The organism is Pseudomonas sp. GZD-222, assembly GCF_049310525.1.
In the GTDB taxonomy this organism is placed as follows: domain Bacteria; phylum Pseudomonadota; class Gammaproteobacteria; order Pseudomonadales; family Pseudomonadaceae; genus Aquipseudomonas.
Genome location: NZ_JBMOWO010000122.1, coordinates 19,244 through 39,530, shown reverse-complemented (window position 1 = coordinate 39,530; position 20,287 = coordinate 19,244). Strand labels below are relative to the sequence as shown.

The following is a 20,287-nucleotide window of genomic DNA, read 5'->3' as shown; positions in this document are numbered from 1 at the left end:
TGCATCGGTCAGTCATGCCCGCATGACTGGCCGGCAACCCCGCCAATAGCCTAGACTGAACGCCATTGCCGTATCCGCGTCTGTTTCCAAGGCCCCTTGCATGTCAGATCCCCGTTACCAGATCGACGTCAGCGTCGTGACCCGCTTTCTCAAAGAACAATCCGACCCCGAAAACGAACGTTTCGCCTTCGCCTACACCATTACCGTGCAGAACAACGGATCGTTGCCGGCCAAACTGATGTCGCGTCACTGGCTGATTACCAATGGCGATGGCCAGGTTGAAGAAGTAAAAGGCGCGGGTGTCATTGGCCAGCAGCCGCTGATCGAACCCGGCAAGAGCCATACCTATAGCAGCGGTGCAGTCATCAGTTCCCAGGTCGGCACCATGCAGGGCACCTATCAGATGGTTGCCGAAGACGGTAAACGCTTCGACGCCACGATTGCCCCGTTTCGCCTGGCCGTTCCCGGAGCCCTGCACTGATGACGGTGTACGCAGTAGGCGACCTTCAAGGGTGCCTGCAGCCGCTGAAGTGCCTGCTCGAACGGGTCAACTTCAACCCGGCTGTAGACCGTTTGTGGCTGGTGGGCGATTTGGTCAACCGCGGTCCCGAGTCGCTGGAAACCCTGAGATTCCTGTATTCCATTCGTGAGTCGCTGGTCTGCGTCCTGGGCAACCATGACCTGCACTTGCTGGCGGCCTGGCATAACATCGAGCGCCTGAAAAAGAGCGATACCCTGCGCGAGATTCTCCAGGCGCCGGACGCTGACGAACTCCTGGACTGGTTGCGCCGGCAAAAGCTGCTGCACTACGACGAACAACGCGGCGTAGTCCTGGTTCATGCCGGCATCCCGCCGCAGTGGACCTTGGGCAAGGCCCTGGAGCTGGCCGGCGAAGTCGAAGAAGTGCTGCGCGACGACAACCGCTTCAAGCCTTATCTGGACGGTATGTACGGCAACGAGCCAAACAAGTGGAGCAAGGACCTCAGTGGTGTGACGCGCCTGCGGGTGATCACCAATTACTTCACCCGCATGCGCTTTTGCACCAGTGAAGGCAAGCTCGACCTCAAGGGCAAAGAAGGTATCGAGACCGCCCCACCCGGCTACAAGCCCTGGTTCGCCCACAAAGGGCGTCGCTCGCGCCATGTGAAGATCATCTTCGGCCACTGGGCGGCACTTGAAGGCCGCTGCAAGGAGCCCGGCGTGATTGCCCTGGACACCGGCTGCGTCTGGGGCGGTGCGATGACGCTGTACAATGTCGACAGCGGCGAGTTCCATCGTTGCGACTGCACCGACGAAGGAACCCCTCGCCCTCAGCCAGCACCGCCACAACCCGCTAGAATAAGCGACCAGTCCTGAAGGAAACCGTACCCATGAGCGAATTCAAACGCATCCCTCCCGAGCAAGCCCAGGCGCTGCGTGAGCAAGGTGCGGTCGTGGTCGATATTCGCGACCCGCAAACCTATGCCCTCGGCCACATTGCCGGCTCCACGCACCTGGATAACCACTCCGTTGCAGACTTCATCCGCGGCGCCGACCTCGATGCCCCTACTGTAGTAGTGTGCTATCACGGCAACTCAAGCCAGAGCGCGGCTGCGTATCTGGTCAGCCAGGGCTTTTCCGACGTCTACAGTCTCGACGGTGGTTTCGAGCTGTGGCGTGGTACCTACCCGGCAGAAACCGCCCAAGGTACCCCCGAATAATTTTTTTCATCTCCTGCAGCCCGCGTCCTGTGCGGGCTTGCGCATGACCTGACGAACGGTCGCCAGCAACAATTCATCCAACCACCCTTGACCTCCCCGATTACGAACTATCCTTAAGCCCAGGCCATCCAAAAAGGGGAGAGCCGGTACACCGGCGTGCGGGTCATCGGTAGCGAGTTACAGGTGTTCTGGGGGGTAAACAGCAGTTGGCATTCGTCGACTGCATGCCAGCATCAGCTGACTGATCCGGCGTCGGCTCCACGTATCGAGCGAGGTGACGTCATGAGTATTTTTAGCCACTTCCAACAACGTTTCGAGTCCACCCGTCAGGAAGAACTTTCGCTGCAAGAGTACCTTGAGCTCTGCAAGACGGATCGCAGTGCTTACGCGTCGGCGGCTGAACGCCTGTTGATGGCCATCGGTGAGCCGGAACTGGTCGACACCTCGAACAACTCAAGGCTGTCGCGAATCTTCTCCAACAAGGTGATCCGCCGCTATCCGTCCTTTGAAGACTTCCATGGCATGGAGGAGTGCATCGATCAGATCGTCTCCTACTTCCGCCATGCCGCTCAGGGCCTGGAAGAGAAGAAACAGATACTCTACCTGCTCGGTCCCGTAGGTGGCGGCAAATCCTCCCTGGCGGAAAAACTGAAGCAACTGATGGAGAAGGTACCCTTCTATGCCATCAAAGGCTCGCCCGTGTTCGAGACGCCGCTGGGGTTGTTCAATGCCACCGAAGACGGCGCCATTCTCGAAGAAGATTTCGGCATTCCCCGGCGTTACCTGAACACCATCATGTCGCCCTGGGCGACCAAGCGACTGGCCGAGTTCGGGGGCGATATCAGCCAGTTCAAGGTGGTCAAACTGTACCCGTCGATCCTCAATCAGATCGCCGTGGCCAAGACCGAACCGGGCGATGAGAACAACCAGGACATCTCCGCGCTTGTGGGCAAGGTCGATATCCGCAAACTTGAAGAGTTCCCGCAGAACGACGCCGACGCCTACAGTTACTCGGGCGCCCTGTGCCGGGCCAACCAGGGCCTGATGGAATTCGTCGAGATGTTCAAGGCGCCGATCAAGGTCCTGCACCCGCTGCTGACCGCCACCCAGGAAGGTAACTACAACAGTACCGAAGGCTTGGGGTCCATCCCCTACTCCGGAATCCTGTTGGCGCACTCCAACGAATCGGAATGGCACAGCTTCCGTAACAATAAGAACAACGAGGCGTTCATCGACCGGATCTACATCGTCAAGGTGCCCTACTGCCTGCGGGTTAGCGATGAGATCAAGATCTACGACAAACTGTTGTTCAACAGCTCGCTGGCCAAGGCCCACTGCGCGCCTGACACACTGAAAATGCTCGCCCAGTTCACCGTGCTGTCGCGGCTCAAAGAGCCGGAAAACTCGAACATCTACTCGAAAATGCGGGTCTATGACGGCGAGAACCTCAAGGACACCGATCCCAAGGCCAAGTCGATCCAGGAGTACCGCGACTCAGCGGGCGTCGATGAAGGCATGAACGGTCTTTCGACCCGGTTTGCTTTCAAGATCCTGTCGAAAGTCTTCAACTTCGACCCCCACGAGATTGCCGCCAACCCTGTGCACTTGCTGTACGTGCTTGAGCAACAGATCGAGCAGGAACAATTTCCGGCCGAGGTGCGCGAACGCTACCTGCGCTACCTGAAGGAATACCTGGCACCGCGCTATATCGAGTTCATCGGCAAGGAAATCCAGACCGCTTACCTCGAGTCCTACAGCGAGTACGGCCAGAACATTTTCGACCGCTATGTGCTGTACGCCGACTTCTGGATCCAGGACCAGGAATACCGCGATCCGGAAACCGGCGAAATCCTCAACCGCATCGCCCTGAACGAAGAACTCGAAAAAATCGAGAAACCCGCAGGCATTAGCAATCCGAAGGATTTCCGCAACGAGATCGTCAACTTCGTCTTGCGCGCCCGGGCCAACAACAATGGCAAGAATCCGACCTGGCTCAGCTACGAGAAACTGCGGGTAGTGATCGAGAAGAAAATGTTCTCCAACACCGAAGACCTGCTGCCAGTCATCAGCTTCAACGCCAAGGCGAGCAAAGAGGATCAACAGAAACACAACGACTTCGTCACTCGAATGGTGGAACGCGGTTACACAGACAAGCAAGTTCGGCTGCTCTCGGAATGGTACCTGCGCGTCAGAAAATCGCAGTGACCGAGCTGTAAGTGGCAAGCCGCAAGCACTACGCCAGGCAGTTGCACACAGCCTGGCCCGGCTTGCGGCTTGAAGCTTGAGTCTTCAGCTCCCCGGAGGGGCCTATGAGCTATGTGATCGACCGACGCCTGAACGGCAAGAACAAGAGCACGGTCAACCGCCAGCGCTTTCTGCGGCGTTACCGTGACCACATCAAGAAAGCCGTCGAGGAGGCCGTGAGTCGCCGCTCCATTACCGATATGGAGCATGGTGAGCAGATCAGCATTCCCGGTCGGGATATCGACGAACCGGTGCTGCATCATGGCCGCGGTGGCAAGCAGACGGTAGTGCACCCCGGCAACAAGGAATTCACCGCTGGCGAGCACATCGCCCGGCCACAAGGCGGGGGCGGCGGAGGTGGTCGCGGCAAGGCGGGTAATTCCGGCGAGGGAATGGATGAGTTCGTCTTCCAGATTACCCAGGAGGAGTTTCTCGAGTTCATGTTCGAGGACCTGGAGCTGCCCAACCTGGTCAAGCGCCACCTGACCGGCACCGACACCTTCAAGACCGTGCGCGCCGGTATCAGCAACGAAGGCAATCCTTCGCGTATCAACATCATCCGCACCTTGCGCTCAGCTCACGCCCGGCGAATTGCCCTGTCCGGCAGCAGCCGCGCAAAACTGCGCGCGGCCCAGGAGGAACTGGCACGGCTGAAGCGGGAAGAACCGGACAACTTCGGCGATATCCAGGAAATCGAAAGCGAAATCGAACGATTGAGCGCGCGTATTCACCGGGTGCCGTTTCTCGATACCTTCGACCTCAAATACAACCTTCTGGTCAAGCAACCCAACCCCAGCTCCAAAGCGGTGATGTTCTGTCTGATGGACGTCTCCGGGTCCATGACCCAGGCTACCAAGGACATTGCCAAGCGCTTTTTCATCCTGCTGTACCTGTTCCTCAAGCGCAATTACGACAAGATTGAAGTGGTCTTCATCCGCCACCACACCAGTGCCCGCGAAGTCGATGAAGAGGAGTTCTTCTATTCCCGGGAAACCGGCGGCACCATCGTCTCCAGCGCCCTGAAGCTGATGCAGGAGGTCATGGCCGAGCGTTACCCGGCCAATGAATGGAACATCTATGCGGCCCAGGCCTCGGACGGCGACAACTGGAATGACGACTCACCGATCTGCCGCGAGATCCTCTCCAAGCAGATCATGCCGTTCGTCCAGTACTACACTTACGTTGAGATCACCCCCCGCGAACATCAGGCATTGTGGTACGAGTACGAGCGGATCGGCGAAGCCTTTGCCGACACGTTCGCCCAGCAACAGCTGGTGTCGGCCGGTGATATCTATCCGGTCTTCCGTGAACTCTTCCAGCGCAGGTTAGTGACATGACCGCTAGAGAGCAGAAGCGCCACCCCATATCCACCGGGTCCGAATGGACATTCGAACTGATCCAGGCCTATGACCGGGAAATCAGCCGCCTGGCCGAGCGCTATGCCCTGGACACCTACCCCAACCAGATCGAAGTGATCACTGCCGAGCAAATGATGGACGCCTATGCGTCTGTCGGCATGCCACTGGGCTATCACCACTGGTCCTACGGCAAACACTTCCTCAGCACCGAGAAATCCTACAGCCGCGGCCAGATGGGCCTGGCCTACGAGATCGTGATCAACTCCGACCCCTGCATTGCTTACCTGATGGAAGAAAACACCATCTGCATGCAGGCCCTGGTGGTTGCGCATGCCTGTTATGGCCACAACAGCTTCTTCAAGGGTAACTACCTGTTCCGCACCTGGACCGATGCCAGTTCGATCATCGACTACCTGGTGTTCGCCAAGCAGTACATCACCCAGTGCGAGGAGCGCCACGGCATCGATGCCGTGGAAGACCTGCTCGACTCCTGCCACGCCCTGATGAACTACGGGGTCGACCGCTACAAGCGTCCCTATCCGATTTCCGCCGAGGAAGAACGGCGTCGGCAGAAAGAGCGCGAAGAACACCTGCAGAAGCAGATCAACGACCTGTGGCGCACCATCCCCAAGGGCGCCGACAAGAACAGCGACCGCGACAACGCCCGCTTTCCGGCCGAGCCGCAGGAGAACATCCTCTACTTCATCGAGAAGCACGCACCGCTGCTCGAACCCTGGCAACGCGAGATCGTGCGCATCGTGCGCAAAATTGCCCAGTACTTCTACCCGCAACGCCAGACCCAGGTGATGAACGAAGGCTGGGCAACCTTCTGGCACTACACCCTGATGAACGACCTGTACGATGAAGGCCTGGTCACCGAAGGCTTCATGATGGAGTTCCTGCAGTCGCACACCAGCGTGGTGTTCCAGCCCGGTTTCGACAGCCCCTACTACAGCGGCATCAACCCCTACGCCCTGGGCTTTGCCATGTACCGCGATATTCGGCGCATGTGCGAAAACCCCACTGAAGAGGACCGTCGCTGGTTCCCGGAAATCGCTGGCAGCGACTGGCTGTCGACCATCAAGTTCGCCATGAGCAGCTTCAAGGACGAGAGCTTCATCCTCCAGTACCTGTCCCCCACGGTGATCCGTGACCTCAAGCTGTTCAGCATCCTCGACGACGACCAGCGCGATGACCTGCTGGTGCCAGCCATCCATGACGAAAGCGGCTACCGCATCATCCGTGAAACCCTGGCTGCCCAGTACAACCTGGGCAACCGTGAACCCAACGTGCAGATATGGAGCATCGATCGCCGCGGTGACCGCTCTCTGACCCTGCGCCACCAGCAGCATGACCGCAAGCCACTGGGCGACTCGACCGAGGAGGTTCTCAAGCACCTGCACCGTCTCTGGGGCTTCGATATCCATCTGGAAACCCTGCAGGGTGAACAGATCATGAAAACCCACCATGTACCGCCCAAGGGTGAACACGGAGACGCCGAGTACGGGCGCCTGGACCTGGCAGTCGTTCACCTCTAGCCCAGCCCTCCGTTGCTGCCAGACAGGGTATCCTGTGGCATCAACGGAGGATTTACATGCAGATCTACAAAGTCGGCGGTGCCGTACGCGACCGCCTGCTCGGCCAGCCGGTCAGTGATATCGACTGGGTCGTGGTCGGCGCTACCGCAGAGCAGATGCAGGCACTCGGTTATCGTCCCGTGGGTGCCGACTTTCCGGTGTTTCTCCATCCCAAAAGTGGTGAGGAATACGCCTTGGCGCGCACCGAGCGCAAGAGCGGACGTGGCTATGGCGGTTTCACTTTCCATGCCAGCCCCGAGGTTACCCTCGAAGAAGATCTGATCCGACGCGACCTGACCATCAACGCCATGGCCGAAGATGAACAGGGAAACGTCAGCGACCCCTATGGCGGCCAGAAAGATCTAGAAGCCCGCATCTTACGTCACGTATCCCCGGCATTCGCCGAAGATCCCCTGCGAGTCCTGCGTGTCGCCCGCTTTGCCGCGCGTTACGCCGGAATGGGTTTCAAGGTCGCGCCAGAAACCCTCGAATTGATGCGCCAGCTCAGCGAATCTGGCGAACTGCAGGCACTCACCGCCGAACGTAGCTGGAAGGAAATTGCCCGGGCACTGATGGAAGATCAGCCCCAGGTGTTCATCCAGGTGCTGCGCGACTGCGGCGCCTTGAAGGAACTGATCCCGGAGCTCGATGCGTTGTTCGGCGTACCGCAGCCACCCGCCCACCACCCCGAGATCGACAGCGGTATCCATACCCTCGCTGTGCTCGAGCAAGCCGCACGGCATCAACAACCACTTAGCGTGCGCTGGGCCTGCCTGCTGCATGATCTGGGCAAGGGACTGACCCCGGAAGAGGAGTGGCCTCGGCACATCGCTCACGAGCATCGCGGACTCAAGCTGATCAAGGCGGTCAATCAGCGCTTCAAGGTGCCCCGCGACTGCCAGGAACTGGCGATGCTGGTTGGTGAATATCACACCCATTGCCATCGCGCCCTGGAGCTCAAGGCTTCAACCCTGCTTGAGCTACTGCAAAGCTTCGATGTGTATCGCCGGCCGCAGCGTTTCGAGGAGTTCATTGCTGCGTGTGAAATGGATGCCCGCGGGCGCTTGGGGCTGGAGCAGCGCGAGTATCCACAGGCCAGCTACCTGCGCGGCGCTGTTAGCGCAGCGCGGGCTGTCCAGGTGCAGCCTTTGGTGCAGCAGGGGCTCACAGGCCAGGCACTGGGTGAAGCGCTCAAAGGTGAGCGCTTGAAGGCGCTGAAAGCCTACAAGAACAGTGTCGAGCGCTGAAACAATCGCGGGGTAAGCCCCGCGATTGGGCCTTAGAGACCAGTCAACTGCTGCCCACGCCACTCGAACGAAACTGGCGCGAGTACCTGGTCGATTTGCGCCTCTTCCCACAGTTGGCTCATGGTTTTCCCAGTCCCCGGATGCACTAGCTGCGGTGCAATCAACGACAGTGGCCACAGCACAAAAGCGTTCTTGAGGATCTCGGCCCGCGGAAGCACCAAGCCATCAAAACTGCCATGCAGGTCGTTGTACATCAGCACATCGATGTCCAGCGGCAGGCCCTTGCGCTCAGGGGCATATCGGCCGTTGTCGGCTTCGATGAACTTGAGCCGGCGGTCCAGCTCCATCAACGGCAAATCGGTCAACCCAGTCACTACCAGGTTGAAGAACGGACCACTTTTGATCCCCACCGCCTGGCTTTCGAACACCGCCGAACAGCGCATGTCCTGAAGAAAACCGGCCAGCGCATCCAGCCCTGCACACAGATGCCGCTCACGTTCGACATTGCTGCCGAGGCCAAGGTAAACCCGGTTCAGAGACATCCGCGCTCGATCTCCACGCCCACTCCAGTGGCGGCCGCAATGGCGCCGGGCTTGGTCAACTTGAGGGATAGCCAGGGAATCTGGAACTCGCTCATCAGTACTGCCGCGAGGCGTTCGGCAAAGGTTTCCACCAGTTCAAACTCCGCTTGCTCGGCAAATGCCTGGATACGTGCGGTGACACTGGCGTAATCCAGCGCCAGGGTCAGGTCGTCTCCCGCCGCTGCCGGGCGGTTATCCCAGGCAAAACGCAGGTCCAGACGCAGGCACTGGCGAATGCCCCGCTCCCAGTCATAGGCACCGATGACGGTATCGACTTCCAGGCCCTCGATGAACACTCTGTCCAAGCACTTCTCTCCACTGCACGACAAGGGCGACTGGCGCCGTTAGAATCAGGGCGTCCTCGCCCGGAATAGTTAGCATGTTTTGGTTACTGGCGCTGCTCGCCTACCTGCTTGGCTCGCTGTCCTTTGCCATTCTCCTCAGCCGCCTCAATGGCAGCCCGGACCCGCGCATGAGCGGTTCTGGCAATGCCGGTGCAACCAACATGCTGCGCCTGGCCGGCCGCAAACTGGCGGTCCTGACCCTGCTAGGCGACGTGTTCAAAGGCTTGCTGCCAGTACTCGTCGCCAAATTTGCTGGCCTTGACCTGCAACAACAGGCCTGGATCGGCTTGTGCGCAGTCATCGGCCACCTGTTCCCGGTGTACTTCTGCTTTCGTGGCGGTAAAGGTGTCGCGACCGCTGCCGGCCTGCTGCTGGGGCTCTACCCACCGGCAGCACTGCTGGCCATTGGTGCCTGGTTGCTGACCTTTTACCTGACCCGCACCAGCTCACTGGCGGCGCTGATCGCCACGCCTCTGACCCTGCCGCTGTTGGCCTGGCGCGAGCCGGAAGCGTTACTGCCGATCAGTGTGCTGACCGTGCTGATCGTCTGGCGTCACCGTGGCAATTTACGCGACCTTTTTGCCGGCCGCGAACGGCATTTCTGAATCTTCAGCATGAACGCCACTCATCACAGCGGCGCCAACTGCTCCATCGGCCAACGTGCCTGCACGCTGATCGCCAGGCTTTCCTGCTGCCCCGCAGCCAGTCGCTGGCAACCGGCGTAGGCGATCATGGCGCCATTATCGGTACAGAACTGTGGCCGGGCGTAATACACGTTGCCCTTGAGACCCGCGAGCATCTCCTCCAGCGAGGTGCGAAGGGCCTTGTTGGCACTGACACCGCCAGCGATCACCAGACGCTTGAGGCCGGTCTGCTTGAGGGCACGCTTGCACTTGATGGTCAGAGTTTCCACCACCGCTTGCTGGAAGGCCAGAGACACGTCGCAACGGGTTTGCTCACCGTCGTCTCCAGCTTTCTGGCATTGCTGCCAGGTGTTCAGGGCAAAGGTTTTAAGGCCGCTGAAGCTGAAGTCCAGGCCCGGGCGATCAGTCATCGGCCGCGGGAAAACGAAACGGCCAGGCACGCCCTGGGTCGCCAGGCGGGCGATTTCCGGCCCCCCCGGATAATTCAGCCCCATCAGCTTGGCGGTCTTGTCGAACGCCTCACCCGCTGCGTCATCGAGGGTTTCCCCGAGCAGCTCGTAACGACCAATGCCGTCCACGCGTACCAACTGGGTGTGTCCACCGGACACCAGCAAGGCGACGAACGGAAACTCGGGCGGCTGCTCCTCGAGCATCGGCGCAAGCAAATGGCCTTCCATATGGTGCACGCCCAACGCCGGAATGCCCCAGGCAAACGCCAGGGCCTGGGCGCAGGACGCCCCCACGAGCAGCGCCCCGACCAGGCCGGGACCTGCCGTATAGGCGATGGCGTCAATTTCGGTGGCGACACAGTCGGCTTCGGCCAGCACCTGACGGATCAACGGCAGCATGCGCTTGACGTGATCACGTGAGGCCAGCTCCGGCACGACACCGCCATAGGCACGGTGCAGGTCGATCTGACTGAACAATGCATCGGCCAAAAGACCGCGTTCACTGTCGTATAATGCGACGCCGGTTTCGTCGCAGGATGTTTCCAATCCCAGTACTAGCATGGGTCTGCGCCTTGTGGAGGCTGAATTCGAAGGCGCGCATGATAGTCCCCACTCCCGGTGCCGACCAGCGGTTTTCGATCAGAGGCTTTGCATTCCTGCTGGCTAAGGGTTAACATCCGCAACCCTTAAAAACCGACGTTCTCCAGTGCACAGTTTTGCCACGAGTTCGTTGACCCCCGGTAATGAATGAAGGTAGCTCTGGATGCCAGCCGTCAAAGTTAAAGAGAATGAACCCTTCGACGTAGCTCTGCGTCGTTTCAAGCGCTCCTGCGAAAAAGCCGGTGTTCTGGCTGAAGTTCGTAGCCGCGAATTTTACGAGAAGCCGACTTCTGAGCGTAAGCGCAAAGCAGCAGCCGCTGTTAAACGTCACGCCAAGAAAGTTCAGCGCGAACAGCGCCGCGCCGTTCGTCTGTACTAATACAGACGTCCGTCGCAAGCTTCTGCCTCGCCCGGCCCAAAGCCGGGCTGCCGGCAGTCGTTGCTTGATCCTCAGGCCTTTGTGCCCGAGGCGTCCCATTGCCCTGCAGTGCGGACAACCTGCCTGAAACGTCAGAACTGGCCTCAACGCCAGCTGTGCACGTCATTACTGACGAGCCCTCACCGGCTACAGACGAGCACGTCTTTCCGAATTTTGTGTTACGCCATTCGACATCGCTCGAACGCGCAGCCGTTCCCGCAGCATTAGCGATTACACTTGCTTATCGCCTGATGATGAGAGTGCCATGGCCGGGCTGATTCCCCAAAGTTTCATTGACGACCTCCTCAACCGTACCGACATCGTCGATGTGGTGAGTTCGCGCGTGCAACTGAAAAAGGCCGGCAAAAATCTGACCGCCTGCTGCCCGTTTCACAAGGAAAAAACCCCGTCCTTCAGCGTCAGCCCCGACAAGCAGTTCTACTACTGCTTCGGCTGCGGCGCGGGCGGCAATGCCCTTGGCTTCATCATGGACCACGACAACCTGGACTTTCCCCAGGCTGTCGAAGAGTTGGCCAAGGCGGCCGGGATGGAAATCCCGCGCGAGGAAGGTGGACGCGGGCAAAAGCCCCGACAACCCACCGATTCGCCGCTGTACCCCCTGCTGGAAGCGGCTGCCGAATTTTATCGCCAGGCCCTGAAAAGCCACCCGACCCGCCGCTCAGCCGTCGAATACCTCAAAGGCCGCGGCCTGTCCGGCGAAATCGCTCGTGATTTCGGCTTGGGTTACGCCCCACCCGGCTGGGACAACCTGTTCAAACACTTGAGCAGCGACACCCTGCAGCAGAAGGCCATGATCGATGCCGGCCTGCTGATCGAGAACGCCGAGTCCGGCAAGCGCTACGATCGTTTTCGTGACCGGGTCATGTTTCCGATCCGCGACAGTCGCGGCCGAGTCATCGCCTTCGGCGGCCGGGTACTGGGTGACGACAAGCCCAAGTACCTGAACTCCCCGGAAACCCCGGTGTTCCACAAGGGCCAGGAACTGTACGGGCTCTTTGAGGCCCGCAAGTTCAACCGCAACCTCGATGAAATCATCGTGGTCGAAGGCTACATGGACGTCATCGCCCTGGCCCAGCAAGGCCTGCGCAACGCGGTGGCAACCCTGGGCACCGCCACCAGCGAAGAACACCTCAAGCGCCTGTTTCGTGTGGTACCCAGCGTGCTGTTCTGTTTCGACGGCGACCAGGCTGGCCGCAATGCCGCCTGGCGCGCCCTGGAGGCCACTCTTTCGAGCCTGCAGGACGGCCGCAAGGCGCGCTTCCTGTTCCTGCCCGAGGGTGAAGACCCGGACACCCTGATCCGCGCCGAAGGCACTGACGCCTTCCGTGCTCGCATCAACCAGCATGCCCAGCCTCTGGCCGACTACTTTTTCCAGCAACTGACCGAAGAAGCCGACCCGCGCTCGCTTGAGGGCAAGGCGCACATGGCCACCCTGGCAGCACCGTTGATCGAAAAAGTGCCCGGCGCCAACCTGCGCGCGTTGATGCGCAATCGCCTCAAGGAAATCACCGGGCTCGACAACCAGCAAGTCGAGCAACTGAGTCACAGCGCACCCGCCGAAGCGCCGCCCAGCTACGACCCGGGCATCGATTACGACGCCATCCCCGACTACACCCCGGACTACGGCGACTTCCACCAACCCGAGTACGCGCCGCCGCAACAGCAGTGGACGCCGAACAAGGGCGGCAAGAAGAAATGGGAAGGCAAACCGTGGGACAAGAAGGGCAAGCCTTGGGAGCGCAATGGTCAACGCCAGGATCCACCGCCGCGGGTACCGACTTCGGTGGAGCCCCCGACCTTGAGCGCTCTGCGCACCCTGCTGCACCATCCGCAGCTGGCCAAAAAAGTCGAAGACGCCGGCCATTTCGCGGCCGAAGAACACGTCTACGCGCAGCTGCTGGTGGCGCTGCTCGAAGCGTTGCAAAAGAATCCTGAGCTACGCTCACTACAGCTGATTGCGCGCTGGCATGGCACCGAACAAGGTCGCTTGCTGCGGGCATTGGCGGAAAAGGAATGGCTGATCGATGCCGACAACCTTGAACAACAGTTTTTCGACACTATAACTAGCTTGTCCGCTCGCCAACGCGAGCGAAGCCTGGAACATCTGCTCAGGAAAGCACGTCAAAGTGAGTTGAGCGCAGAGGAAAAAAATCAGCTGCGCGACCTGTTAAGCCGGAATGTTCCCGCACAAACCCCGACCTCAACTGGCGCGTGAGGTCCTAGCTCGGGTATAATCCTCGGCTTGTTTTTTGCCCGCCAAGACCTTCAGTGGATAGGGTGTTATGTCCGGAAAAGCGCAACAGCAGTCTCGCATCAAAGAGTTGATCACCCGCGGTCGTGAGCAGGGTTACCTGACTTACGCGGAGGTCAACGACCACCTGCCTGAGGATATTTCAGATCCGGAGCAGGTGGAAGACATCATCCGCATGATCAACGACATGGGGATCAACGTATTCGAGAGTGCTCCGGATGCGGATGCCCTTTTGTTGGCCGAAGCCGATACCGACGAAGCCGCAGCTGAAGAAGCCGCAGCAGCGTTGGCGGCTGTGGAAACCGATATCGGTCGCACGACTGACCCAGTGCGCATGTACATGCGTGAAATGGGTACCGTCGAGCTGCTGACCCGCGAAGGCGAGATCGAAATCGCCAAGCGTATCGAAGAAGGTATTCGCGAAGTCATGGGTGCTATCGCCCACTTCCCGGGTACTGTCGACTACATTCTCAGCGAATACGACCGCGTAACCGCCGAAGGCGGCCGTCTGTCCGACGTTCTCAGTGGCTACATCGACCCGGACGACGGCATTGCCCCGCCGGCCGAAGTGCCGCCGCCTGTCGATCCGAAAGCACCGGCCAAGGCCGACGCTGACGACGAAGACGAAGAGAAGGAAGGTGAAGAGGAAGAGGAAGAGGCCGAAAGCGGTCCCGACCCGGTCATCGCCCAGCAGCGCTTTGGTGCCGTTCAGGAACAACTGAACGCTACCCTCAAAGTGCTGAAGAAGAACGGCCGCCAGCACAAGGACAGCCTCAAGGCGATGCTTGAACTGGCAGAATTGTTCATGCCGATCAAGCTGGTGCCAAAGCAGTTCGAAGTCCTGGTCGAACGCGTTCGCAGTGCCCTGGATCGTCTGCGTCAGCAAGAACGCGCAATCATGCAACTGTGTGTCCGTGACGCACGCATGCCTCGCGCCGACTTCCTGCGCCTGTTCCCGAGCAACGAAACCGACCAGACCTGGAGCGGCGATCTCTCCAAGCGCAGCACCAAGTGGGCGGCAGCGCTGGGCGAGAAAAACGACGCTATCGTCGCTTGCCAGCAAAAGCTGATCGACCTGGAGACGGAAACCGGTCTGACCATCGCCGAGATCAAGGACATCAACCGTCGCATGTCGATCGGTGAAGCCAAGGCTCGTCGGGCGAAGAAAGAGATGGTCGAGGCCAACCTGCGTCTGGTTATCTCGATCGCCAAGAAATACACCAACCGCGGTCTGCAGTTCCTCGACCTGATCCAGGAAGGCAACATTGGCCTGATGAAGGCGGTGGACAAGTTCGAATACCGTCGTGGTTACAAGTTCTCGACCTATGCCACCTGGTGGATTCGCCAGGCGATCACCCGTTCGATCGCCGACCAGGCCCGCACCATCCGTATTCCGGTGCACATGATCGAGACGATCAACAAGCTCAACCGTATTTCCCGGCAGATGTTGCAGGAAATGGGTCGCGAACCGACGCCGGAAGAGCTGGGCGAACGCATGGAAATGCCTGAGGACAAAATCCGCAAGGTATTGAAGATCGCCAAAGAGCCGATCTCCATGGAAACCCCGATCGGCGATGACGAAGACTCGCATCTGGGAGACTTCATCGAAGACTCGACCATGCAGTCGCCAATCGATGTGGCCACGGTTGAAAGCCTGAAGGAAGCAACCCGAGACGTGCTCTCCGGTCTGACTGCACGCGAAGCCAAAGTGCTGCGCATGCGTTTCGGTATCGACATGAACACCGATCACACCCTCGAAGAGGTCGGCAAACAATTCGACGTGACCCGTGAGCGGATCCGTCAGATTGAAGCCAAGGCGCTGCGCAAGCTGCGCCACCCGACGCGAAGCGAGCATCTGCGCTCCTTCCTCGACGAGTGATGACGAACCCCGGCCCAGGCCGGGGTTTTTCTTTTCTGCCATCAAGCATTTTAACGCCCGCGTCTTACCCTCTCGCAGAAATGCCCGTCTACACTCGAAACAGTTCATCTGTATGACGAGGCCGATATGCCCAGAATGCCGGCCCTTCTGTTGCTGCTTCAGCTGTTCTGGAGTGCAACGGCCGGCGCCTTGACCCTGACCGACGAAGAAAAAGCCTGGCTCAGCGCTCACCCGCAGCTGCGTCTGGGCGTCGACGCATCCTGGCCACCATTCGAATACCGTGACCAGGACGGCCGCTACCAGGGATTGGCTGCCGATTATATTGCCCTTGTCCAGGAACGACTGGGCGTCGAGTTCAAGCCGGTCGAGCCGACCAGCTGGACGGCTGTGCTTGAACAGGCAAAGCAAAACAAGCTGGACCTGCTCCCCGGCATCATGTCGACGCCGGAGCGTCAGGGCTTTCTGGCGTTCACCCGCCCCTACCTGGATTTCCCGATCGTCATCCTTGCCCATGAAGGCGGGGCGCAGCCACGTACCCTCAAGGACCTCTACGGGCTGAAGATCGCCGTGGTCGAAAGCTACGCGCCCCATGAGTTGCTGCGTACGCATCACCCCGACCTGAACCTGGTCGCCTTGCCCAACGTCAGCTCGGCCCTGCAAGCACTGGCTACCGATGAAGTCGACGCCGTTGTCGGCGACCTGGCATCGAGTATCTGGAGCTTACGCCAGCTCAAACTGGACGGTTTGTACGTCAGCGGCGAGACTTCCTACCGCTACCAACTGGCGATGGCGGTTCCGCGGGAACAGAAGATCCTCGTCGGCATCCTCGACAAAGTCATGGCCGACATGAGCCCGGGGGAAATCAGCAACATTCAGGAACGCTGGGTTGGCAATGTTCTGGATCACCGCACCCTCTGGAATGATCTATTGATCTACGGACTGCCCGGCATCTTGGTGTTGGTGGCAATACTGTTCGCAGTCATTCGGGTCAACAGGCGTTTAAGCTCGGAAATTTCCCGACGCATCGCTCTCGAGCAGGAACTGCGCAGCAGCGAGTACCACTACCGCGGCCTGGTCGAAAGCCTCTCGGCCATCGCCTGGGAAGCCGATGCCAACGATTTCACTTACAGCTACGTCTCACCTCATGCCGAAGACCTGCTCGGCTACCCGCTTAGCCAGTGGCTGCGTCCAGGCTTCTGGCGCAGCATCATTCATCCCGACGACGCGCTCTGGGCGCAGGCTTTCTGTGACAGCGAAACCGCTGCCGGGCGCGACCACAGCCTCGAATACCGGGTAATTCGCGCCGATGGCCGTAGCCTGTGGGTGCGCGATATCGTCAGCCTGATCGAACACGGGCACAAGCCAGTGATGCGCGGGCTGATGATCGATATCAGCGAAACCAAGAATGCCGAGGGCGCCTTGCGTCTCTCGGAGCAGAAATTTGCTTCAGTATTCCAGCAGTGCCCGGACATCTTGTTGATCGCCCGTCTTAGTGATGGCTGCCTGCTGGAGGTCAACGAAGCGTTCGAAGAACAAATGGGCCTGAGTTCGGCAGAAGTCGTTGGCCATACGGCCACCGACTTGAACATCTGGGGAATCAACGGCATCGGCCCGGGGCTGCTTCTGCGCCTGCAGTCCGGCAGCATCCGCAACCTGGAAACGCTGTTCCGACGCAGCAACGGCCAGCTCTTCACCGGGCTGATCTCGGCGGAGACCTTTGAGCTCGACAGCACACCTGCTCTGGTGGTGGCCGTGCGCGATATCAGTCAGCTCAAAGAAACCCAGGAGCAGTTGCAAACCTCCGAAGAGAAATTCGCCAAGGCCTTCCACGCCTCGCCGGATGGTCTGCTGCTGTCGCGTCAGAGTGATGGCTTACTGCTTGAGGTTAACGAAGGCTTCTGCCGCCTCACCGGTTTCGACAGCCACATGTCACTGGATCACACCTCCCTGGATTTGGGCATCTGGGTGGACCTCAACGAACGTCGGCGCCTGCTGGAAATGCTCAAACGAGATGGCTTCGTCCGCGATTTCAGCTGCCATATCCGCCGCAGCGACGGACAAATACGCCTGTGTGAACTCTCTGCCCGCCCCCTACCGATTGGCGGCGTCGATTGCATGCTGACCATCGCCCGGGACATCACCGAACGCCATCTGATGCAGGAAAAACTGCAGCTGGCCGCCACGGTGTTCGAAAACACCGCTGAAGGCGTGTTGATCACCGACACCGAGCAACGCATCAGTGCAGTAAACCGGGCATTCAGCGAAATCACCGGCTACAGCGAGTTCGAAGCCCTGGGGCAGACACCGCGTCTGCTCGCCTCGGGGCAACACGACAGCGCGTTTTATGCCGCCATGTGGCATCAGCTGACCGCCGAAGGGCACTGGCAAGGCGAAATCCACAACCGACGCAAGAACGGCGAGCTGTATCCCAGCTGGCTGACCATCAGTGCTGTGCGCAACAGCGACCGCAGCATCACCCACTTTGTCGCCGTGTTCGCCGATATTTCCAGCCTCAAACATGCCCAGGCGAAACTCGACTACCAGGCCCACCACGACCCGCTGACCGGCCTACCCAACCGCACGCTGTTCGAGAGCCGCCTGCAAGCCGCGCTCAACTGCGCGCAAACCTCCAAACGTCAGGGTGCGGTGCTGTTCCTCGACCTGGACCGTTTCAAACACATCAACGACAGCCTGGGCCATCCGGTCGGCGACCTGCTGCTCAAGGGTATTGCCCAGCGCCTGAAAGAGCAGGTGCGCGATATCGACACCGTGGCGCGCCTGGGCGGCGATGAATTCATCATCCTCTTGCCTGGCCTGCACCAACCCAGCGACGCCGGGCACATAGCCAACAAGCTGCTGGCCTGTTTCAGCGCCCCCTTCCAGGCTGGCGAACACGAGTTCTTCACCAGCGCCAGCATTGGCACCAGCCTGTATCCGCAGGATGGCACCGATGTGGCCTCACTGATCCGTAATGCCGACGCCGCGATGTATCGCTCCAAGGCCAAAGGCCGCAACCGGGTCGAGTCCTACACCCGCGACCTCACGGCCCAGGCCAGTGAACGCATTGCCCTGGAACACGAATTGCGCCGGGCAATAGAGCGTAATGAGCTGAGCCTGTGCTACCAGCCCAAGTTCAGCCTGAAAACCCAGAGCCTGGTTGGCGCTGAAGCCTTGATCCGCTGGACTCACCCGCTGTTCGGCGAAGTACCTCCGGAACATTTCATCGGCCTGGCCGAAGAGAACGGCATGATCCTGCAACTGGGTGATTGGGTGCTCGAGCAAGCGTGCAAGCAAATGCAGGCCTGGAAGCAACGTTACCTGGCCTTCGGCCCGCTGTCGGTCAACCTCGCCGGCGCTCAACTGCGTCAGCCCAGCCTGATCAAACGCATCGAGCAACTGCTCAAGACCCACCAGCTCAAAGCCGGTGACCTGCAACTGGAGATCACCGAAAACTTCATCATGAGCCAGGCCGAAGAAGCCCTGGCCATCCTCCACCAGCTCAAGCATCTTGGCGTGCAGTTGGCCATCGACGACTTTGGCACCGGCTACTCCTCGCTGAGTTACCTCAAGCGCCTGCCGCTGGACATCCTCAAGATCGACCAATCGTTCATTCGCGGACTGCCGGACGATCCCCATGATGCGGCCATTGCCCGAGCGATCATTGCCCTCGGCCGCAGCATGCAACTGACCATCATTGCCGAAGGCGTGGAGAACCAGGCACAGCAGCAATTTCTCAAGGCCGAAGGCTGTGAGCAGATACAGGGTTACATCGTCAGCCTGCCGCTGCCCCCCGAAGAATTTGCCGCGACGTTTCTTCGTATAGCAGTTTCAGATCTTTCGGATAGCACAGCCTGGAAACCCTCGTTATAATCCGCGACCACTGGGGCCTATAGCTCAGTTGGTTAGAGCAGAGGACTCATAATCCTTTGGTCCACGGTTCAAGTCCGTGTGGGCCCACCAAAACAGAAAGCCGCGCATTGCGCGGCTTTCGTCGTTTTAGGCACTGCTATTTCCCCTTCAGTCAGATCATCACTCGGCTTCATGTGTCCACAAAGCGTCCACAGGTGGAGTTCCGATCCAGAAGTTATGTGCATTCGAGAGCGGGGCTGATGGATATTTGGCCTCATGGATTCTGCGCCAGCGCGGGTCACTCATGACCAAGACCATTGCCGACATTCGATGAGTTCCATCAACAACATCAAGCCACTCGCCTTTTTTAAGTAGCACCGGCGGTTGCTCGAAAGTGCCATTTGAAAACAGTGAAAACACTTGCGTGAAAAACCGCTTCTTACTGTTCTCGCCGAGGAAAATGGTCAGTAGCGTCTGCCGGCCATACGCATGGCCCGATACCATGTCCTGAAATCCGTTCAGGGATTCGCGAGAAAACTTCAACGTTTGCGTGTCGGCTTTTACAAGCTCCCACTGCACCGCCTGCCAAAATTGAATTGGCCACCTGAGGATTCCTGACCATCTGGTTTCCTTATGGAACTTCAGATCATTGGGCCCTGGTGGCCAACCTATGTCCTGGGCGAAAGGGAGTAACCAGTGGTACACAATGTCTGGAGGGAAGTTTGGCAAAGCTTGTTGAATCGCACCAAACAGATCCTGTTGCTCCTGTGATTCAAATTCCACCCTGCCCCCTACGCGCCAAAGGATTCAAGTTGACGACCTCAGCCATATGCCCAGGGCTGAAATGCGCATACTTCTGGGTCATAGCCAGCGTGGAGTGACCCAGAACTTTTTGCAGCGTGATGATATCGCCACCGTTCATCATGTAATGGCTAGCGAACGTGTGTCGCAGAACGTGGGTCAACTGCCCCGCAGGAAGGTCCAGCTCAATCGCATCCACTGCACGGCGGAAAGTCTCGTAACTGACCGTGAACGGCAACGAACGATGCAGGCGCTGCTCCAGATCCAGAGCCACTGGAACCGTGCGGTTCTTGCTCGACTTCGTTTTGCTGTAGTGCACTAGAT

16 protein-coding genes, 1 tRNA gene and 1 pseudogene are annotated in these 20,287 nt (G+C 59.2%); 13 read left to right on the top strand and 5 right to left on the bottom strand.

Annotated features, from left to right (window positions below; genetic code table 11):
* Window positions 1-100: 100 nt before the first annotated feature.
* The 7 genes from apaG to ACO6VD_RS23455 all read left to right on the top strand — a co-directional run bounded on the left by apaG (window position 101) and on the right by ACO6VD_RS23455 (window position 8,126).
* Window positions 101-481 carry a Co2+/Mg2+ efflux protein ApaG gene (gene apaG, locus ACO6VD_RS23485; protein ID WP_400171014.1) on the top strand — a complete coding sequence of 127 codons (381 nt, stop codon included), beginning with the start codon at window positions 101-103 and terminating at the stop codon, window positions 479-481.
* Window positions 481-1,356, top strand: coding sequence for a symmetrical bis(5'-nucleosyl)-tetraphosphatase (locus ACO6VD_RS23480; RefSeq protein ID WP_422422366.1), 876 nt, complete (start codon window positions 481-483; stop codon window positions 1,354-1,356). Before apaG ends, ACO6VD_RS23480 begins: the two co-directional genes overlap by 1 nt.
* A 14-nt stretch (window positions 1,357-1,370) precedes the next feature.
* The gene (glpE, locus tag ACO6VD_RS23475; protein WP_422422365.1) at window positions 1,371-1,700 is read left to right on the top strand and encodes a thiosulfate sulfurtransferase GlpE; all 330 of its coding nucleotides are present in this window, start codon (window positions 1,371-1,373) and stop codon (window positions 1,698-1,700) included.
* A gap of 282 nt (window positions 1,701-1,982) precedes the next feature.
* Window positions 1,983-3,905 (top strand): PrkA family serine protein kinase, encoded by a 1,923-nt coding sequence (locus ACO6VD_RS23470; RefSeq protein ID WP_400171017.1) that lies wholly within the window; start codon window positions 1,983-1,985, stop codon window positions 3,903-3,905.
* A 104-nt stretch (window positions 3,906-4,009) separates the two neighbouring features.
* Window positions 4,010-5,281 carry a YeaH/YhbH family protein gene (locus ACO6VD_RS23465; RefSeq protein WP_422422364.1) on the top strand — a complete coding sequence of 424 codons (1,272 nt, stop codon included), beginning with the start codon at window positions 4,010-4,012 and terminating at the stop codon, window positions 5,279-5,281.
* Entirely contained in the window at window positions 5,278-6,840 is a 1,563-nt protein-coding gene (locus tag ACO6VD_RS23460) for a SpoVR family protein (RefSeq protein WP_422422363.1), read from the top strand. The genes ACO6VD_RS23465 and ACO6VD_RS23460 overlap by 4 nt, the downstream gene beginning before the upstream one ends.
* 56 nt (window positions 6,841-6,896) lie before the next feature.
* Window positions 6,897-8,126, top strand: a complete 1,230-nt coding sequence (locus ACO6VD_RS23455; protein WP_422422362.1) for a multifunctional CCA addition/repair protein — start codon at window positions 6,897-6,899, stop codon at window positions 8,124-8,126.
* Window positions 8,127-8,158: 32 nt separating this feature from the next.
* Here ACO6VD_RS23455 and folK read toward each other — a convergent pair whose 3' ends face one another.
* Together folK and folB are read right to left on the bottom strand one after the other, a co-directional pair.
* Window positions 8,159-8,668 (bottom strand): 2-amino-4-hydroxy-6-hydroxymethyldihydropteridine diphosphokinase, encoded by a 510-nt coding sequence (gene folK / locus ACO6VD_RS23450; protein ID WP_422422361.1) that lies wholly within the window; start codon window positions 8,666-8,668, stop codon window positions 8,159-8,161.
* A complete protein-coding gene (gene folB / locus ACO6VD_RS23445) occupies window positions 8,659-9,012 on the bottom strand; it encodes a dihydroneopterin aldolase (protein ID WP_157190930.1) in 354 nt (117 codons plus the stop codon). Before folB ends, folK begins: the two co-directional genes overlap by 10 nt.
* Window positions 9,013-9,086: 74 nt before the next feature.
* Between folB and plsY the strand changes: the two genes are divergently transcribed.
* Window positions 9,087-9,656, top strand: coding sequence for a glycerol-3-phosphate 1-O-acyltransferase PlsY (gene plsY / locus ACO6VD_RS23440; RefSeq protein WP_422422360.1), 570 nt, complete (start codon window positions 9,087-9,089; stop codon window positions 9,654-9,656).
* A gap of 23 nt (window positions 9,657-9,679) precedes the next feature.
* On the opposite strand, the gene tsaD is transcribed toward plsY, so the two are convergent.
* Complete coding sequence (gene tsaD, locus ACO6VD_RS23435; protein ID WP_422422359.1) at window positions 9,680-10,705, bottom strand: tRNA (adenosine(37)-N6)-threonylcarbamoyltransferase complex transferase subunit TsaD; 1,026 nt, start codon at window positions 10,703-10,705, stop codon at window positions 9,680-9,682.
* A gap of 202 nt (window positions 10,706-10,907) precedes the next feature.
* On the opposite strand from tsaD, the gene rpsU reads away from it, so the two are divergent.
* From rpsU to ACO6VD_RS23410, 5 genes are all read left to right on the top strand, one after another.
* The gene (gene rpsU, locus ACO6VD_RS23430) at window positions 10,908-11,123 is read left to right on the top strand and encodes a 30S ribosomal protein S21 (RefSeq protein WP_002551877.1); all 216 of its coding nucleotides are present in this window, start codon (window positions 10,908-10,910) and stop codon (window positions 11,121-11,123) included.
* 304 nt (window positions 11,124-11,427) lie between these two features.
* Entirely contained in the window at window positions 11,428-13,398 is a 1,971-nt protein-coding gene (gene dnaG / locus ACO6VD_RS23425) for a DNA primase (RefSeq protein WP_422422358.1), read from the top strand.
* Between the two features lie 67 nt (window positions 13,399-13,465).
* Window positions 13,466-15,313 carry an RNA polymerase sigma factor RpoD gene (gene rpoD, locus ACO6VD_RS23420; RefSeq protein ID WP_400171024.1) on the top strand — a complete coding sequence of 616 codons (1,848 nt, stop codon included), beginning with the start codon at window positions 13,466-13,468 and terminating at the stop codon, window positions 15,311-15,313.
* Window positions 15,314-15,439: 126 nt separating this feature from the next.
* The gene (locus tag ACO6VD_RS23415) at window positions 15,440-19,183 is read left to right on the top strand and encodes an EAL domain-containing protein (RefSeq protein WP_422422357.1); all 3,744 of its coding nucleotides are present in this window, start codon (window positions 15,440-15,442) and stop codon (window positions 19,181-19,183) included.
* 13 nt (window positions 19,184-19,196) lie between these two features.
* A tRNA-Ile gene (locus tag ACO6VD_RS23410) sits at window positions 19,197-19,273 on the top strand.
* 69 nt (window positions 19,274-19,342) lie between these two features.
* Here the strand turns inward: ACO6VD_RS23410 and ACO6VD_RS23405 are convergent.
* Window positions 19,343-19,945, bottom strand: a complete 603-nt coding sequence (locus ACO6VD_RS23405; RefSeq protein ID WP_422422356.1) for a hypothetical protein — start codon at window positions 19,943-19,945, stop codon at window positions 19,343-19,345.
* Window positions 19,935-20,285: pseudogene (locus ACO6VD_RS23400) on the bottom strand (tyrosine-type recombinase/integrase); the annotation flags it as partial. The gene ACO6VD_RS23405 and the pseudogene ACO6VD_RS23400, both read right to left, overlap by 11 nt.
* Window positions 20,286-20,287 lie beyond the last annotated feature (2 nt).

Bases quoted from the DNA above. Each gene is read 5' to 3' on its own strand.
- apaG (WP_400171014.1), top strand. From the start codon at position 101: ATGTCAGATCCCCGTTACCAGATCGACGTCAGCGTCGTGACCCGCTTT.
- ACO6VD_RS23480 (WP_422422366.1), top strand. From the start codon at position 481: ATGACGGTGTACGCAGTAGGCGACCTTCAAGGGTGCCTGCAGCCGCTG.
- glpE (WP_422422365.1), top strand. From the start codon at position 1,371: ATGAGCGAATTCAAACGCATCCCTCCCGAGCAAGCCCAGGCGCTGCGT.
- ACO6VD_RS23470 (WP_400171017.1), top strand. From the start codon at position 1,983: ATGAGTATTTTTAGCCACTTCCAACAACGTTTCGAGTCCACCCGTCAG.
- ACO6VD_RS23465 (WP_422422364.1), top strand. From the start codon at position 4,010: ATGAGCTATGTGATCGACCGACGCCTGAACGGCAAGAACAAGAGCACG.
- ACO6VD_RS23460 (WP_422422363.1), top strand. From the start codon at position 5,278: ATGACCGCTAGAGAGCAGAAGCGCCACCCCATATCCACCGGGTCCGAA.
- ACO6VD_RS23455 (WP_422422362.1), top strand. From the start codon at position 6,897: ATGCAGATCTACAAAGTCGGCGGTGCCGTACGCGACCGCCTGCTCGGC.
- folK (WP_422422361.1), bottom strand. From the start codon at position 8,668: ATGTCTCTGAACCGGGTTTACCTTGGCCTCGGCAGCAATGTCGAACGT.
- plsY (WP_422422360.1), top strand. From the start codon at position 9,087: ATGTTTTGGTTACTGGCGCTGCTCGCCTACCTGCTTGGCTCGCTGTCC.
- tsaD (WP_422422359.1), bottom strand. From the start codon at position 10,705: ATGCTAGTACTGGGATTGGAAACATCCTGCGACGAAACCGGCGTCGCA.
- rpsU (WP_002551877.1), top strand. From the start codon at position 10,908: ATGCCAGCCGTCAAAGTTAAAGAGAATGAACCCTTCGACGTAGCTCTG.
- dnaG (WP_422422358.1), top strand. From the start codon at position 11,428: ATGGCCGGGCTGATTCCCCAAAGTTTCATTGACGACCTCCTCAACCGT.
- rpoD (WP_400171024.1), top strand. From the start codon at position 13,466: ATGTCCGGAAAAGCGCAACAGCAGTCTCGCATCAAAGAGTTGATCACC.
- ACO6VD_RS23415 (WP_422422357.1), top strand. From the start codon at position 15,440: ATGCCCAGAATGCCGGCCCTTCTGTTGCTGCTTCAGCTGTTCTGGAGT.